The organism is Pseudomonas sp. MONT-RG-20F-20-E-7-02 (assembly GCF_022662395.1).
Taxonomy (GTDB): Bacteria; Pseudomonadota; Gammaproteobacteria; order Pseudomonadales; family Pseudomonadaceae; genus Aquipseudomonas.
Genome location: NZ_JAKNQN010000007.1, coordinates 254,590 through 268,563, shown reverse-complemented (window position 1 = coordinate 268,563; position 13,974 = coordinate 254,590). Strand labels below are relative to the sequence as shown.

The 13,974-nt window shown below is 61.0% G+C and carries 15 protein-coding genes and 1 riboswitch; of the genes, 7 read left to right on the top strand and 8 right to left on the bottom strand.

What is annotated here, in order from left to right:
- Window positions 1-261 precede the first annotated feature (261 nt).
- Entirely contained in the window at window positions 262-1,944 is a 1,683-nt protein-coding gene (locus L8I05_RS21375; protein ID WP_242171409.1) for a fatty acid--CoA ligase, read from the bottom strand.
- A 261-nt stretch (window positions 1,945-2,205) separates the two neighbouring features.
- The gene (locus L8I05_RS21370; protein WP_016978297.1) at window positions 2,206-2,838 is read right to left on the bottom strand and encodes a LysE family transporter; all 633 of its coding nucleotides are present in this window, start codon (window positions 2,836-2,838) and stop codon (window positions 2,206-2,208) included.
- Window positions 2,839-2,922: 84 nt separating this feature from the next.
- Here L8I05_RS21370 and L8I05_RS21365 point away from each other — a divergent pair, with 84 nt between their 5' ends.
- The 3 genes from L8I05_RS21365 (at window position 2,923) to L8I05_RS21355 (ending at window position 5,762) form a co-directional block, all read left to right on the top strand.
- Window positions 2,923-3,888 carry a 2-hydroxyacid dehydrogenase gene (locus L8I05_RS21365; RefSeq protein WP_242171406.1) on the top strand — a complete coding sequence of 322 codons (966 nt, stop codon included), beginning with the start codon at window positions 2,923-2,925 and terminating at the stop codon, window positions 3,886-3,888.
- A gap of 30 nt (window positions 3,889-3,918) precedes the next feature.
- The gene (locus L8I05_RS21360; RefSeq protein WP_242171403.1) at window positions 3,919-4,917 is read left to right on the top strand and encodes a class I SAM-dependent methyltransferase; all 999 of its coding nucleotides are present in this window, start codon (window positions 3,919-3,921) and stop codon (window positions 4,915-4,917) included.
- Between the two features lie 51 nt (window positions 4,918-4,968).
- Window positions 4,969-5,088: riboswitch (yybP-ykoY riboswitch) on the top strand.
- Window positions 5,089-5,177: 89 nt separating this feature from the next.
- Window positions 5,178-5,762: a TMEM165/GDT1 family protein gene (locus L8I05_RS21355; RefSeq protein ID WP_016974259.1), complete on the top strand. Its 585-nt coding sequence runs from the start codon at window positions 5,178-5,180 to the stop codon at window positions 5,760-5,762.
- Window positions 5,763-5,889: 127 nt separating this feature from the next.
- Here L8I05_RS21355 and L8I05_RS21350 read toward each other — a convergent pair whose 3' ends face one another.
- On the bottom strand, window positions 5,890-6,708 hold the full coding sequence (locus L8I05_RS21350) for a M48 family metallopeptidase (protein ID WP_159954285.1): 819 nt from the start codon (window positions 6,706-6,708) through the stop codon (window positions 5,890-5,892).
- 228 nt (window positions 6,709-6,936) lie between these two features.
- Between L8I05_RS21350 and L8I05_RS21345 the strand changes: the two genes are divergently transcribed.
- Entirely contained in the window at window positions 6,937-9,075 is a 2,139-nt protein-coding gene (locus tag L8I05_RS21345) for a methyl-accepting chemotaxis protein (RefSeq protein WP_242171402.1), read from the top strand.
- 117 nt (window positions 9,076-9,192) lie between these two features.
- On the opposite strand, the gene L8I05_RS21340 is transcribed toward L8I05_RS21345, so the two are convergent.
- Genes L8I05_RS21340 through L8I05_RS21330 form a run of 3 tightly spaced genes read right to left on the bottom strand, consistent with a single transcriptional unit; the run spans window position 9,193 to window position 10,304 of the window.
- On the bottom strand, window positions 9,193-9,813 hold the full coding sequence (locus L8I05_RS21340) for an SOS response-associated peptidase (protein ID WP_159954283.1): 621 nt from the start codon (window positions 9,811-9,813) through the stop codon (window positions 9,193-9,195).
- A 36-nt stretch (window positions 9,814-9,849) separates the two neighbouring features.
- Window positions 9,850-10,110 (bottom strand): DUF2007 domain-containing protein, encoded by a 261-nt coding sequence (locus tag L8I05_RS21335; RefSeq protein ID WP_094953020.1) that lies wholly within the window; start codon window positions 10,108-10,110, stop codon window positions 9,850-9,852.
- An 11-nt stretch (window positions 10,111-10,121) separates the two neighbouring features.
- The gene (locus L8I05_RS21330) at window positions 10,122-10,304 is read right to left on the bottom strand and encodes a CPXCG motif-containing cysteine-rich protein (protein ID WP_106578700.1); all 183 of its coding nucleotides are present in this window, start codon (window positions 10,302-10,304) and stop codon (window positions 10,122-10,124) included.
- 132 nt (window positions 10,305-10,436) lie between these two features.
- Between L8I05_RS21330 and L8I05_RS21325 the strand changes: the two genes are divergently transcribed.
- Entirely contained in the window at window positions 10,437-11,600 is a 1,164-nt protein-coding gene (locus L8I05_RS21325; RefSeq protein ID WP_174245590.1) for a 1-acyl-sn-glycerol-3-phosphate acyltransferase, read from the top strand.
- Between the two features lie 258 nt (window positions 11,601-11,858).
- Here the strand turns inward: L8I05_RS21325 and L8I05_RS21320 are convergent, their stop codons facing one another.
- On the bottom strand, window positions 11,859-12,116 hold the full coding sequence (locus L8I05_RS21320) for a hypothetical protein (protein WP_242171401.1): 258 nt from the start codon (window positions 12,114-12,116) through the stop codon (window positions 11,859-11,861).
- A gap of 183 nt (window positions 12,117-12,299) precedes the next feature.
- Between L8I05_RS21320 and L8I05_RS21315 the strand changes: the two genes are divergently transcribed.
- Complete coding sequence (locus tag L8I05_RS21315) at window positions 12,300-12,509, top strand: hypothetical protein (protein WP_159954280.1); 210 nt, start codon at window positions 12,300-12,302, stop codon at window positions 12,507-12,509.
- Window positions 12,510-12,611: 102 nt separating this feature from the next.
- On the opposite strand, the gene L8I05_RS21310 is transcribed toward L8I05_RS21315, so the two are convergent.
- A complete protein-coding gene (locus L8I05_RS21310) occupies window positions 12,612-13,196 on the bottom strand; it encodes a YajG family lipoprotein (protein ID WP_159954279.1) in 585 nt (194 codons plus the stop codon).
- A gap of 182 nt (window positions 13,197-13,378) precedes the next feature.
- Between L8I05_RS21310 and L8I05_RS21305 the strand changes: the two genes are divergently transcribed.
- Window positions 13,379-13,612 (top strand): hypothetical protein, encoded by a 234-nt coding sequence (locus L8I05_RS21305; protein WP_177016492.1) that lies wholly within the window; start codon window positions 13,379-13,381, stop codon window positions 13,610-13,612.
- Window positions 13,613-13,974 lie beyond the last annotated feature (362 nt).

Here is a 13,974-nt window from a genome sequence, read left to right as displayed (position 1 = left end):
CAACGATTCCAATGCCGAACGGCAACCGAGCCCCCATGGCCCGAAGCACAACATCCTTGAAAAACTCTGAGAGGGACTATAGCCAGCGGGGGGTATCGCTTGATCCCTCTAAAGTGTGATTTGCATCACCGACCCGTCTGCCACAACCCTTTCGCCACGCCAACGAAGGTCGGCGGGGCAAGGATGGCTGAAAATTGGCAAATCACAAGTGAAGGCGCGAGATAGAGCATTGCCGCGCCCGGACGGGCGCGGCGAAAGGCGTCAGAGGGTGGAGAGGAAGGTGCTGTTGTTGGCCTGCCATTCAATGATGTCGATACGGATACGTTTTTTGTCGAGTTTTCCTACGCTGGTCTTGGGAATTTCCGTAACAACGGCGATCTGGCTTGGAATCGCCCACTTGCTCAAATGGCCCAGTTCGACGAAAGGCTTGAGGTGTTCCTTGAGCTCGCGAGCACCTATCACATGGCCATCACGCACCACCAGCAGCGCAAACGGGCGCTCGCCCCACTGCGGGTCGGCGATGCCCACCACCGCTACTTCGCGTACCGCCGGGTGGCGGCTGACCAGGTCTTCGAGGGCCAGCGAGGAGATCCACTCGCCACCGGTCTTGATCACGTCCTTGATGCGGTCGCGAATATCGATCACGCCAAACGCGTCGAGGGTGGCCACGTCGCCGGTGTGCATCCAGCCACCTTCCCACAGCTCGGCGCCTTTTTGCGGCTCGTTGTAATAACCCTCGGTCAGCCACGGTGCGCGCAGCACCAGCTCACCTTGTGACTCGCCGTCGGCGGGCAGGAAATTGCCCTCACTGTCGACAATCGCCGCCTCCACCAACGGCCCAGGCACGCCGGCCTTGATGCGGTAGGTGGTGCGCTCGTCCTCGGTGCCGGCCATCAGCTCTTCGTTGAGGTGGGCGCAGGACACCAGCGGCCCGGTCTCGGACATGCCATACGCGGCGGTCAGTTGAATGCCACGCGCCTTGGACGCTTCATACAGCGTGCGATTGAGCGCACTGCCGCCGATGACGATTTTCCAGCCGCCAAAATCCACGCCTTGGGCGGCCTTGGCGTTGAGCACCATTTGCAGGATGGTCGGCACGCAGTGGGAAAAGGTGACCTGTTCCTTGCGCCACAACTCCACCAGGTATTCCGGGTCGTAGCGGCCGGGGTAGACCTGTTTCAAACCGAGCATGGTCGCCACATACGGCAGGCCCCAGGCGTGTACGTGGAACATCGGCGTGATCGGCATGTACACGTCGTTGGTGCCCAGCAGGCGCACACTGTCGACGCTGCCCATGATGGTCGCCACGCCCATGGTGTGCAGCACCAGCTGGCGGTGGGTGAAGTACACGCCCTTGGGGTTGCCGGTGGTGCCGGTGGTGTAGAAGGTGGTGGCGACGGAATTTTCGTCGAAATCCTGGAAGTCATACCTGGGGCTGGCGGCCGCCAGCAGGGTTTCGTACTCGCCGACCAGGTTGGGCAGCTCGGCGGTGTTGGCGTCGCCGTCGGTGAGCAGCAGGGTCTTGTCGACCGTGGTCAGGTGCCCGGCGATGGCCTGGTAAAGCCCCACGAACTCACTGTTGACCAGCACAAAGCGGTCCTCGGCGTGGTTCATGGTGTAGAGAATCTGTTCCGGCGACAGGCGCACGTTGATGGTATGGATCACCGCGCCGATCATCGGGATGGCGAACATGCATTCCAGGTAACGGTGGCTGTCCCAGTCCATCACGGCGACGGTGTCACCGGCCTTGACCCCGGCTTCGGTGAGCACATTGGCCAGGCGCGCCACGCGCTCGATCAGGGTTGGGTAGGTGTAGCGCAATTTGTCGCGGTAGATGATTTCCCGGGTCTTCTCGTAACGCGCCCCGGACATCAACAGGCGTTTGATCAACAGCGGGTATTGGTAAGCGCCTTCGGCGGGCGGGATAACACGGGTCTGCAACATACGAATCCCTTATCTGACTGCACGGTCTTGGCTTGAAGACCTGCACTTTAGAGAGCTTATGTGTCAGCCAAATCAGCCAAAGGAATGATTTGTAGAACCCAATGAATGCTAGCTTTGCGCCATTATTGGAGCCTCACAGCGATTCCCTGTGGGAGCTGGCTTGCCTGCGATAGCGTCGCCTCGGTGCAACAGATACACCGAGGTGCCTGCATCGCGGGCAAGCCCGACTCCCACAGGGGCCGTGTTTTACCCCGTGTGGTGTTACTTCATGCTGGTAAACGCCAACTTCACCCCAATCGCAATCAACACGGCGCCCATGGTCCGATCAAACCAATGCCCCATCCGCGCAAATCCCGCACGCACCCGCTGCTGGCTGAACAGCATTGCCACCAGGCAAAACCACAGCGCCGTCGCCACCGCCAAATACACACCGTAACCGGCCTGGATCGCCAGCGGCGTGTGCGGGTTGATCACCACGGTGAACAGCGACAGGAAAAACAGCGTGGCCTTGGGGTTCAAGCCATTGGTCACAAAACCTGCGGTAAAGGCCCCGCGCGGGGTGCGCTCGCCCGCTTCACGGTGCAACTCGCCCTCGGCAACCGGCTTGGCCGGCTGCGCGCGCAAGGCCTTGAAGCCGATGTACAGCAAATACGCGGCGGCGGCCCATTTCAGCGCGTTGAACAGCACGATGGACTGCGAAACGATCAAGCCAATCCCGAGCAACGAGTAACCCACGTGCAGGAAAATCGCCGAACCCACACCCAGCGCGGTCCAGGTGCCGGCGCGGCGGCCATGGGTCACACTCTCACGCACCACCACGGCGAAATCCGGGCCGGGGCTGGCCACCGCCAACAAGTGAATCAAGGCTACGGTCAAAAACTCGGCGGCGTACATGCTCACTCCATTAAGTAACTGATTATTTCATCTGATAGGCTCGGCAGATTACGCCTTCGAACCCTGTCGCAAAAGGTACAGTTGATGACGAACAATCGCCGCGCCGTCTTCCTTGATCACCCGTCCCTGGACCTGGGGGACCTCGACCTCAGCGAATTGCGCAACAGCTTCAGCGACCTGCAGCTGTACGCGCATACCACGCCGCAGAATGTGATCGAACGCCTGCAAGGCGCCCGAGTCGCTATCAGTAACAAGATCGCACTCAACACCGAAACCCTGGAAGCCTGCCCCGAGCTCAAGCTGATCCTTGTTTCAGCCACCGGCACCAACAACGTCGACCTCGACGCGGCCCGCGCCCATGGCATTACCGTGAGCAACTGCCAAGGCTACGGCACGCCGTCGGTGGCGCAGCATACGATCATGCTGTTGCTCAACCTGGCGACGCGCTTGAAGGACTATCAACGGGATGTGGCTGCCGGCAAGTGGCAAGCGGCCAAGCAGTTCTGCCTGCTGGACTACCCGATTGTCGAGCTGGAAGGCAAAACCCTTGGCCTGCTCGGCCACGGCGAACTGGGCAGTGCCGTGGCACGCCTGGCCGAAGCCTTCGGCATGCGTGTGGTGCTCGGCGCGATTCCGGGGCGCCCGGCCCGTGCCGACCGCGTGCCGCTGGATGAGCTGCTCACGCAGGTCGACGCGTTGACCCTGCACTGCCCGCTCAATGAACACACCCGCGACTTTATCGGCGCCCGCGAGCTGGCGTTGCTCAAGCCCGGCGCGTTTATCGTCAACACCGCGCGCGGTGGCTTGATCAACGAACAGGCACTGGCAGACGCCCTGCGCAACGGCCACTTGGGCGGCGCCGCCACCGATGTGCTGAGCGTTGAGCCACCGGTAAATGGCAACCCGCTGCTGGCCGGTGACATCCCCCGCCTGATCGTCACGCCGCACAACGCCTGGGGCAGCCGCGAAGCGCGGCAGCGTATCGTCGGCCAATTGGCGGAAAACGCCCGAGGCTTTTTCAGCGGCGCCCCGCTGCGCGTCGTCAGTTGATAAACTGCGCCCCTTTTCAAGGAGCAGACCATGGATCCGCGCAGTGAAGTACTGCTTCGTCAGGCCGAACTTTTTCAAGGCAACCTGCTGCTGGTAGGGTTGCCCGCCGACGATTTGCTCGGCCGCCTGCCCAATGCCCACGGCTGGAGCTGGCACGCCGGCGACCAGGCGGCGCTCGACGCACGTTTCCCCGAGCGCAGCCTGTTCGGCGTCAACGTGCCCGAACGCGGGTTTGATGCGGCGGTGATTTTCCTGCCCAAGTCCAAGGACCTCACCGACTACCTGCTCAACGCCGTGGCCGCGCGCTTGCCCGGCGCCGAGCTGTTTCTGGTCGGCGAGAAAAAAGGCGGCATCGAAAGCGCCGCCAAGCAGATGATCCCGTTCGGCAAGCCGCGCAAGCTCGACAACGCGCGGCACTGCCAACTGTGGCAAGTCACCGTGGCCAATGCGCCGCAAGCCGTCGAGCTGGAAAGCCTGGCGCAGGTGTTCGACGTGCCGTTGGCCGAAGGGCCGCTCAAGGTGGTGAGCCTGCCGGGCGTGTTCAGCCACGGTCGTCTGGATCGCGGCACCGAACTGTTGCTGGAACACCTGGACAAGCTGCCCAGCGGGCACTTGCTGGACTTTGGTTGCGGCGCCGGTGTGCTCGGGGCGGCGGTCAAGCGTCGCTACCCGCATAACACGGTGACGATGCTCGACGTGGATGCATTTGCCGCCGCCAGCAGTCGCCTGACATTGGCAGCCAATGGCCTGGAAGCCGAAGTGTTGACCGGTGACGGCATCGACGCCGCGCCGATGGGTTTGAACGCGATTTTGAGCAACCCGCCGTTTCATGTCGGGGTGCACACGGATTATTTCGCCACGGAAAACCTGCTGCGAAAAGCCGCGAAACACCTGGCAAAAGGCGGCGAACTTCGCTTGGTTGCCAACAGCTTCCTCAAGTATCAGCCGCTGATCGAAGAGCATTTGGGCGTGTGTGCAATCAAGGCCGAAGGCAATGGTTTTCGCATTTATCGTGCCAAACGCGGCTGATGGCTTTTTGAAAAAGAAGGCTTGCCGAATGGGTTTTGCCTAGGCAGAATCCGCTCCGTCCTAGGGGAGTAGTCTCCCACGAGCGCCATGCTCGTCCGGCATACGTCAACATACTTGGTCAACAGACCATGGCGTATGCGACCCAGGAGTCCGCACAGACGGACCGGGGTTTGACAAGACCTATGACACGCACACCTTACCCGGGGCGGGAAGGCTGTACGTGTCATAGCCGTGTCGACCCGCCCCTGGAAACCTACCTGATGCTGGATTCATTACTCGTTCCTACCGCAATCGTTGCCTTGGCCGAAATCGGCGACAAGACGCAGCTGCTCGCGCTCATCCTGGCCGCACGCTTTCGCAAACCCTGGCCGATCATCGCCGGCATCGTCGCCGCGACCCTGGCCAACCATGCGGCCGCCGGCGCCGTGGGGGCCTGGTTCGGCAGTTTCTTCTCGGATGCGGTGTTGCACTGGATCCTCGCGGCGAGCTTCTGTGCCACGGCGCTGTGGACCTTGGTACCAGACAAACTCGACGATGACGAAGCCAGTACCACGCGCAAGTTCGGCCCGTTCCTGACCACGCTGATTGCGTTCTTCCTTGCCGAAATCGGTGACAAGACGCAGATCGCCACGGTGATGCTGGCGGCGCAATACCCTGAGCTGTGGCTGGTGATTATCGGCACCACGCTGGGCATGCTGATTGCCAACGTGCCGGTGGTTCTGGCAGGGAATTTTGCGGCGGAGAAACTGCCGTTGACGTTGATTCGCAGGCTGGCGGCTACGGCGTTCTTCGTTCTGGCGGTGGTGGCGGTGTACAAGGCCATGCAGAGCAGCGGCTGGATCTAGACCGACCTGATCGTTCCCACGCTCCGCGTGGGAATGCATTCTGTGACGCTTTGCGTCGCGCCTTTTAGAGCGGACGCAGAGCGTCCAGAGCGGCATTCCCACGCAGAGCGTGGGAACGATCGATCAATCAGGATTTTTTGGCCTGCTGATACAACGGCATCACCTTCGGAATCGCCGCCTGCAATGAGGCGATTCGGCTGTCGGATGCCGGGTGCGTGCTCATGAATTCTGGTGGCGCGCCCTCCGAAGCCTTCGCCATCTTGTTCCAAAGCGTGATGGCTGCGTTCGGGTTGTAGCCGGCACGGGCCGAGAGTTCCAGGCCGATCAGGTCCGCTTCGTTTTCATTCGCACGACTGTTAGGCAAGGTCATGCCGTAGTTGGCCACGGTATCGGCCAACGCCAGGCTGTCCTGGCCCAGACCGAACAGCGCACCGGCGCCCTGCTTGGCCATCTGGATTCCATAGGCCTTGGACATGGCCTCACGCCCGTGTTCACGCAACGCGTGGGCGATTTCATGGCCCATCACCGCCGCCAGCTCGTCATCGGTGAGCTTGAGGTTGTCGATCAACGCGCTGTACACAAAGATCTTGCCGCCAGGCCCGCAGTTGGCGTTCATCTCATCGCTTTTGATCAGGTTCACTTCCCACTTCCACTGCGCCGCATCCGGGCGGAAAGTCGGTGCTTGGGCGATCAGACGATTGGCGATGGCCTGCACGCGCTTGGCGTTGGCGCTGGTCTTGTCGAGCATGCCTTTGCCGCTCGCCTCACCCAGCGTCTGCTGGTAGGACTGGGCATACATCTGGTCGACTTCCTGGCTCGACAGCATGCTGAACATGTACTGCTTGCGCTCTACCCCAACGGCCCCGCCGCTGGTGGTGTTAACCGACTGGCAACCGGCCAGCAACATCGCCGCAACCAACCCACTTACCGCCAATGACTTCTTCATGAACACGCTCCCTGAAAACATGGCGCGTATCGTAGGCGCTCATGTGTATCAGCGCCAGATACACAAGACGTGTAACCGCTAACTTTCAGATACATCCCACACACCCACAGCGGCGGCGAACAGCCCATTTGCGACATCCGGCACTATTTCACCGGCCCGGCCTTAAGCCTCCCGCGCCCGTGGCCGATACAAAAAGGCAGCCCATCTGCCCTTGCGCCCGGAGCCTTCATGAAATTCAAGTCGATTCAGTTTTCTGTCGCCGCACTGACCGGCGCCATCGTGCTGAGTGTGGTCGCGGTGCTGGTGCTCTACGCCGTGTTTGCCGGCGCGCGCACCCAGGAACTGGTGCAGGAACGCACCCAGGCGCAATTCGAGCAGATCATCGAGCAACGCCTGACCGCATTGGCGCAAACCCAGGCCACGTTGATCCAGCGTGAATTGGAAGCACCGCTGGTGACCGCCAAAGGCCTGGCCACCGCCAACGCCCTGCTCGGCATGAAGGGCGCCAACGGCGAGCCGGCCCTGCAAGTGGGCCGCGAACAACTGATCAACCTGCTGCACGAAACCGTGGTGCGCAACCCGAAAATCCTCGGCGCTTATATCGGCTGGGAACCCAATGCGATCGACCACAATGACGCCGCCTACGTAAACACGCCGATTGTCGGCATGGCCGCCGACGGCCGTTTCCTGCCGTGGTGGTATCGCAATGCCGATGGCAGCCTGGGCCTGGATAAACTCGCCGACGTCAACGACCAGAACATTCTTTCCACCGGCGTGCGCGCCAGTGAGTACTACCTGTGTTCCAAAGAGAGCAAAAAGCCCTGCGCCATCGACCCCGCGCCTTACAAGGTCGGCAACGCGATGGTGATGCTCGCCTCGTTTATCGAACCGATCATGATCGACGGCACCTTCCAGGGCATTGTCGGCGCCGACCTGTCGGTGAACTTCATCCAGGACATGCTCACCCGCGCCGACCAGAACCTCTATAACGGCGCCGGTGAACTGGCGCTGATTTCCAGCAATGGGCGCCTGGTGGCGTACACCAAAGACGCTAGCAAGCTCGGCGAAAAAGCCACCGACCTGCTCGACAGCAATGAGCTGGCCAACCTCGGCCAGCTGAAAGTCGGCGAAGTGCGCTACGACATCGACAAGGAACACGGGCATATCGAGCTGTTCCTGCCGTTCAACATCGGCCAGGCCGAAGCGCGCTGGACCTTGATGCTGCAACTGCCGCTGAGTGCGGTGATGGCCGACTCGCAGCAACTGCAAAGCGACCTGCAAGCCCAGCGCAAGACCGACACCTTCGGCATGGCCATGGTCGGCCTGCTGATCGCCTGCATCGGCTTGCTGGTGATCTGGCTGGTGGGCCACGGCATCGCCCGCCCGCTCAAGCAAATGGTGGCCATGCTCAACGACATCGCCCAAGGCGAAGGCGACCTGACGCGCCGCCTGACCAGTGACCGCGCCGATGAACTGGGCGCCATCGCCACGGGCTTCAATACCTTCCTGATCAAGCTGCAGGGCATGATCACCCAAGTGGTGAGTTCTGTGCAGAAGGTCAGCGATTCGTCGGAGCACACCGCCGATATCGCGATTCGCACCAACCAGGGCGTGCATAAACAGATGGTCGAGATCGACCAGGTGGCCACCGCCGTGCACGAGATGACCGCCACCGCCCAGGACGTGGCACGCAACGCCACCCAGGCCGCGCAAGCCGCCAGCCATGCCGACCAGGCCGCCAGCCAAGGGATGCGCATCGTGCGCGACACCTCCACGTCCATCGGCGCGCTGGCCGAAGAAATTGGCCGCGCGGTGAGCGTGGTGCAAACCCTAGCCAAGGACAGTGAGAACATCAACGCGATCCTCACAGCGATTCGCGGGATTGCCGAGCAGACCAACCTGCTGGCGCTCAACGCCGCCATCGAGGCGGCACGCGCCGGCGAACAAGGCCGTGGCTTCGCGGTGGTGGCCGATGAGGTGCGCAACCTGGCGCAGAAAACCCAGAAGGCCACCGAAGAAATCCAGGCCATGATCCAGCAGCTGCAACAAGGCACGCGCGATGTGGTGAAGGTGATGGAAGACAGCCAGAACCGTACCGATGAAAGCGTGCAGCATGCGGCGAAGGCGGCCGAGGCGCTGGAAACGATTACTCAGGCGGTGTCGGTGATCAATGACATGAACACCCAGATTGCCAGCGCGGCCGAGGAGCAGAGCGCGGTGGCTGAGGACATCAACCGCAATGTGATCAATATCGGCCAGGTGGCCAATGAAGTGGCGGGCGGCGCGGATGAATCGAGTGCGGCGAGTGCGGATTTGACCAAGCTGGCGGAGCAGCAGCGGCGGTTGATCAATCAGTTCAAGGTTTAGGGATTGGCGGTGGTCTTGAGACCGCTATCGCAGACAAGCCAGCTCCCACATTTGGATCTGTGAATACAGTCAATGGTGGGAGCTGGCTTGCCTGCGATGGGGCCAGTGAATCCAACCTCAGCCCGGGGTCAGGCACTCCGGCCCATTCAGCTTCGGATCATTGACCATATTGGCCAACACCCGCTCGCGCAACGCAGCCGGCTCACCCGCCAACAAGCCCTGCAACACATGCAATGGCGTCTGCGGATTCAGCCACGCCTCTTGCCCCGCCGCGTCCAGAATCAACGGCCGCCGCTGACTCTGCGCCGCCTGGGTCACCACTGCGGTACTCAGCCACACTTGCTCCTGCACCGGATACGCTTCCCAGATCGCGGCAAAAAACAACGTCGAGCCCTCCCCCGGCGTCAGCCAATACGGGCGCTTGCGCTGGGTGCCACGCCATTCGTAAAAGCCATTGGCCGGCAGCAGGCAGCGGCGCTGGCGAAAGGCTTCGCGAAACATCGGTTGTTCGGCCAGGGTTTCGGCGCGGGCATGGGCTGGCGTGCGGGAAAGGTCGGTCAGCCAGGGCGGCGTCAGGCCCCAGCGCGCGCGGGCCAGGGTGCGCTGACCTTCTTCCAGGCGTTGGATCAGCACCGAATCATTCGGGGAAATGTTCCACTGGGCCTGCTGATCGGCAGGGAAGCCGGGCAAGGCTGCAAAGGCGGGGTTCCAGCGAAACAGGGCATAACGTCCACACATGGGGTAACACGACTCTTGGGTAAACCGACCGACAGCCTAACAGACCAATACGTCGGGGAAGCTGTCGGGTTCATCGCCGGGCAGTGGTTGCGCGCCGTTGTAGGCGGTAATCAGCTCGCGGGCGTAGGCAGCCTGGTCGTTGTCCACTTCCAGGCCCAGCAGGCCGAAAATCGGCAACTCGCCGGTGCCACCGAGCAAATGGCGCCCCACCAGGTGCGCCTCAATGCCTTCGCTGGCGAGCATCTGCTGCAGCAGTTCGCCTTCCATCAGGTTTTCCGGTTCGTAGATTCGCTGCATGGGCGTACCTGTCACTCGTTTTCGCTGCGGACCGTGAGCATCCATTCGTCATCGTGTACCTGCAGATCAAAGATAATCGGCCGGCAACACACCGGGCAGTCTTCAATGTATGACTGATCGCCGCCGGAAAGGTCCAACACGGCCTCGGCTGGCTCACCACAATAAGGACAATCGTACGACTCGGTTTCCAGCATCGCGGTCTCCCAGGTGACTTGTGCGTATAATCGCCGGTCTATTTACAGGGCTATTCACGGCAGAGCCAATATTGCGGCCGCACCCTGATATTTCCTTTACTTAACACTAGCCGTTTCTAACAAGAGAGCATGATGGGCGAATTCGATACCATCCGACCTTACAACGACAGCGAAGTCCCGGCAGTGCTGGCACGTCTGTTCAGTGACAAGGCCTTTCTGGACATCCTGACCCACTTTCGTTTCCCGCGCTTTGCCGGCGCCCTGGGCTGGCTGCTCAAGCCAATGATCGCCCGCAAGCTGCGCCGCGAGTTCGCTGGCGTCACCACCGTGGCCACGCTGCAGGACAAAGTCGAATATTACGTCGACCACACCATTGACCGCGCGACCGACGGCGTTACTTATACCGGCGTCGAGCAGCTCAAGTCCGGCACTGCCTACCTGTTTCTGGCCAACCACCGCGACATCGTGATGGACCCGGCCTTCGTCAACTACGCCGTGTATCACGCCGGGCTGCCGACGCCGCGCATCGCCATTGGCGACAACCTGCTGCAAAAGCCGTTCGTCAGCGACCTGATGCGCCTGAACAAGAGCTTCATCGTGCACCGCTCGATCACCGGGCGGAAGGAGAAGATGGCGGCGTACAACTTGCTGTCGGCCTACATCAACCATTCGATCCGCAACGATTGCCAGTCGATCTGGATCGCCCAGGCCGAAGGGCGTGCCAAGGATGGCGATGATCGCACCGAGTCGGCGATCCTCAAGATGTTCCACGTCAGCCGCAAGGATGAGCCGTTTGCCGAGGTGATCCAGTCGTTGAACCTCACGCCGGTGTCGATCAGCTACGAATACGACCCGTGCGATACAGCCAAGGCGCGCGAGCTGTATATCCGTGCCACCACCGGCACCTACACCAAAGCGCCGGGCGAAGATGACGTGAGCATTGCCCTCGGCATCACCGGCTACAAAGGCCGCGTGCACATCAACTTTGCACCGCCGATCACCGAACGTTTTGAAGACACCAAGCTACTGGCGGTGGAAATGGACCGGCAGATTCTCGGTGGTTATCGGTTATTCCCGGTGCATTACCTGGCGTATGCGCAATGGAGCGACGCCGACCCGCAATTGCAGGTGCCGACGGCGGCCGAAGTGTTCCCGGCGGATGAGTTGGCCAAGGCCAAGGCGGAATGGGAGCGGCGCCTGAACGAATGCCCGGCCGAACACCGCCCGTACCTGGTGGTGCAGTACGCAACGCCGGTGCGTAATCAGTATCGGGTTAAAGCCGGGATTCCCCTCTAAACACTGAAGCAAAACATGTGGGAGCCGGGCTTGCCCGCGATGGCGGCGTATCAGCACCGAATTTATCGACTGACACACTGCTATCGCAGGCAAGCCAGCTCCCACACTTGTTTGTGCCTGACCAACATTTCGCGCCCGCCGCCGTTCAAATGTGGGAGCCGGGCTTGCCCGCGATGGCGGCGTGTCAGCACTGAATTTATCGACTGACACACTGCTATCGCGGGCAAGCCCGCTCCCACATTTGTTTTGTGGTGTTTGTTAGAGGTGGGTGCTGAGCCAGGAGACGCCCAGCGCCAGAGCAAGGCAGGCAAACCCGACGCGGTAAGCCAGGCGATGCGCCCGTTCGGTGCGCACATCCAGAAACAACATCGGTTGGTCGATAGCGCGATCTTCGCTTTGCGCGGTCAGGTCGGCCAGCGCACGTTGCTCGCGTAGACGGGTAATAAACAGCAGCGCTGCACCCGGGCAGGCCAACAATAAAGCCACAGCATTGATCAGCAGTGCGGGCAGCGCCATCGCGCACCTCAGTCGGACAGTGTTCTGGTATCAATTCAGATACAAACCTGAACGATATTGGCATCCTGCCGCTGAAACGTTCCGTCCCCCATGTACGATTAATGTATCCATTAATTTACAGCGTCACCTGAACGTCACCTTAACAAGCCACTCTGTTGCCCTTCGAACGCTCAGGAGCTCGTCATGTTGCATGCGCAAAACCAGGATCGGCTGTATCTGATCGCCCCGACGGATGAACAGGAGGCGCTTGTCGGCGGCTTGGCGTTCAACGTTCAGGATCGCCACTGGCTGGTGTATTGCGCGCTGGGTGGGCACCAGCATGCCGACCTGCCGGAGCTGGACCTGCTCACCGGCGTGAGTGTGCTGGACTTGTATGTCGAAACGGCTGCATGAACGTTACAGGCATAAAAAAACCGGGCTCATCACTGAGCCCGGTGATCGTTCCCACGCTCTGCGTGGTAACGGCGATCAGGGCGCTGCGCGCCCGCCCGACGGTTACTGCGAGCTGAGAAGCGAACCGATGCTCGGGTCTTTGAACAAACGTGTCAGCGCGTCGCTCAACACGTCGCTGACCAGCTTGGTGTTGGTTTCCTGATTCGGCGACATGCCAAAACGCTGGTTCAGCGAGGCGCCGTAGCGGCCACTGTAGCGGCGCGTACCGGCACTGACGTCGGACTTGAACGTCGCGCCAATCGAGGCCTCAGTCACATACAGGCCTTCCTTGGGCGACTGGTACTTCAGTTCGGCAAGGGTGATGGTCAATTGAGGCGCGCCCGGCGAGTTGGCCGGGGTGAAGCCCAGCAGACGCACGGCGGCTTCAGCCTGGGCTTGCAGCTTGGGCAACACGTCCTGGCCTTGTACCGAAATCAGCGCAGTCTCAGGGTACAGGCCGCCGCGCGAGCCCAGGGTCGGCGACGGACGACCATCTACCACACGCACCGATACCGGCTGACCGTGGCCGACAGGGGCCAACTGTGCGGTGACTTTAGGTTGCGGGCTGAGTTGTTGCGGGCTGTTGGCGCAGCCAACCAGGGTCAAACTGGTCACAGTGATCAAACCGAACAACAGGCGTTGCAACATACTCATTTCTCCAGGACTAGATGCAAACAGGCCGCCAGTATAACGGTGCACACGCGCCACTCACCAGCCATCCTGAACGGCAGCTGAAGGCGGGCTCAAATTACAATTTCGCATAAATCCGTCATTTCAATGTCATGGCACACTGGCAACCTTCAAGCATGTAACGTAACAGGTACAAAGCCATGCGCCTTCTCAAGTCATTGTTCATGCCTCGCGGCCGTCATCGGCACTATGCCCTGCTCGATTGCCATGGCCATTGCCTGGCGTTCAAACAGTGCAGCTTGCCGCCCGTCGGCGACGGCTGGGTGGAGGTCGCAGAGACACACCTGGGCTGGATGCACCGTCCGCTGCCGGCGAGTGCCAGGATCAGCCCGAAGGTTGCACACGCGCAAACCCGGCATGCGTTGGCCTCCTGACCGAGACGCTAATAAAAGTCATAAAACACGCCCATTTCCCTGACGTTCTTCGCTACAATCTCCCCCCGATTATAAGGACGTCTCCTGATCGGGCCTCGCAGCATCGTTAATGCCTCGGTATTAACCCCAAAATCGCCCACAGAGAGCCGCCCACACAGATCGAGTGAAGCTGGCGCGCTTGCTGTTTTCTTTGCAAACCTCCCGCCTTACCGAATCTGCCAGAGCTGCCATTGCGCTCGGCCACTTGAGTTGTTTGCCCGTTTTGCCGCGTGTCGGCAGAGGTTTGCGGGCCAGGTGCCAGGCTGGGGCAGCCCTTTTTTGAGGTTCACGTCTTCAAAAGAGCGTGAAAAAACGGGTTTTCA

Bases quoted from the DNA above. Each gene is read 5' to 3' on its own strand.
- L8I05_RS21375 (WP_242171409.1), bottom strand. From the start codon at position 1,944: ATGTTGCAGACCCGTGTTATCCCGCCCGCCGAAGGCGCTTACCAATAC.
- L8I05_RS21310 (WP_159954279.1), bottom strand. From the start codon at position 13,196: ATGTTGCAACGCCTGTTGTTCGGTTTGATCACTGTGACCAGTTTGACC.
- L8I05_RS21335 (WP_094953020.1), bottom strand. From the start codon at position 10,110: ATGCAGCGAATCTACGAACCGGAAAACCTGATGGAAGGCGAACTGCTG.
- L8I05_RS21315 (WP_159954280.1), top strand. From the start codon at position 12,300: ATGTTGCATGCGCAAAACCAGGATCGGCTGTATCTGATCGCCCCGACG.
- L8I05_RS21350 (WP_159954285.1), bottom strand. From the start codon at position 6,708: ATGAAGAAGTCATTGGCGGTAAGTGGGTTGGTTGCGGCGATGTTGCTG.
- L8I05_RS21365 (WP_242171406.1), top strand. From the start codon at position 2,923: ATGACGAACAATCGCCGCGCCGTCTTCCTTGATCACCCGTCCCTGGAC.
- L8I05_RS21345 (WP_242171402.1), top strand. From the start codon at position 6,937: ATGAAATTCAAGTCGATTCAGTTTTCTGTCGCCGCACTGACCGGCGCC.
- L8I05_RS21325 (WP_174245590.1), top strand. From the start codon at position 10,437: ATGGGCGAATTCGATACCATCCGACCTTACAACGACAGCGAAGTCCCG.
- L8I05_RS21305 (WP_177016492.1), top strand. From the start codon at position 13,379: ATGCGCCTTCTCAAGTCATTGTTCATGCCTCGCGGCCGTCATCGGCAC.
- L8I05_RS21370 (WP_016978297.1), bottom strand. From the start codon at position 2,838: ATGTACGCCGCCGAGTTTTTGACCGTAGCCTTGATTCACTTGTTGGCG.
- L8I05_RS21320 (WP_242171401.1), bottom strand. From the start codon at position 12,116: ATGGCGCTGCCCGCACTGCTGATCAATGCTGTGGCTTTATTGTTGGCC.
- L8I05_RS21340 (WP_159954283.1), bottom strand. From the start codon at position 9,813: ATGTGTGGACGTTATGCCCTGTTTCGCTGGAACCCCGCCTTTGCAGCC.
- L8I05_RS21360 (WP_242171403.1), top strand. From the start codon at position 3,919: ATGGATCCGCGCAGTGAAGTACTGCTTCGTCAGGCCGAACTTTTTCAA.
- L8I05_RS21355 (WP_016974259.1), top strand. From the start codon at position 5,178: ATGCTGGATTCATTACTCGTTCCTACCGCAATCGTTGCCTTGGCCGAA.
- L8I05_RS21330 (WP_106578700.1), bottom strand. From the start codon at position 10,304: ATGCTGGAAACCGAGTCGTACGATTGTCCTTATTGTGGTGAGCCAGCC.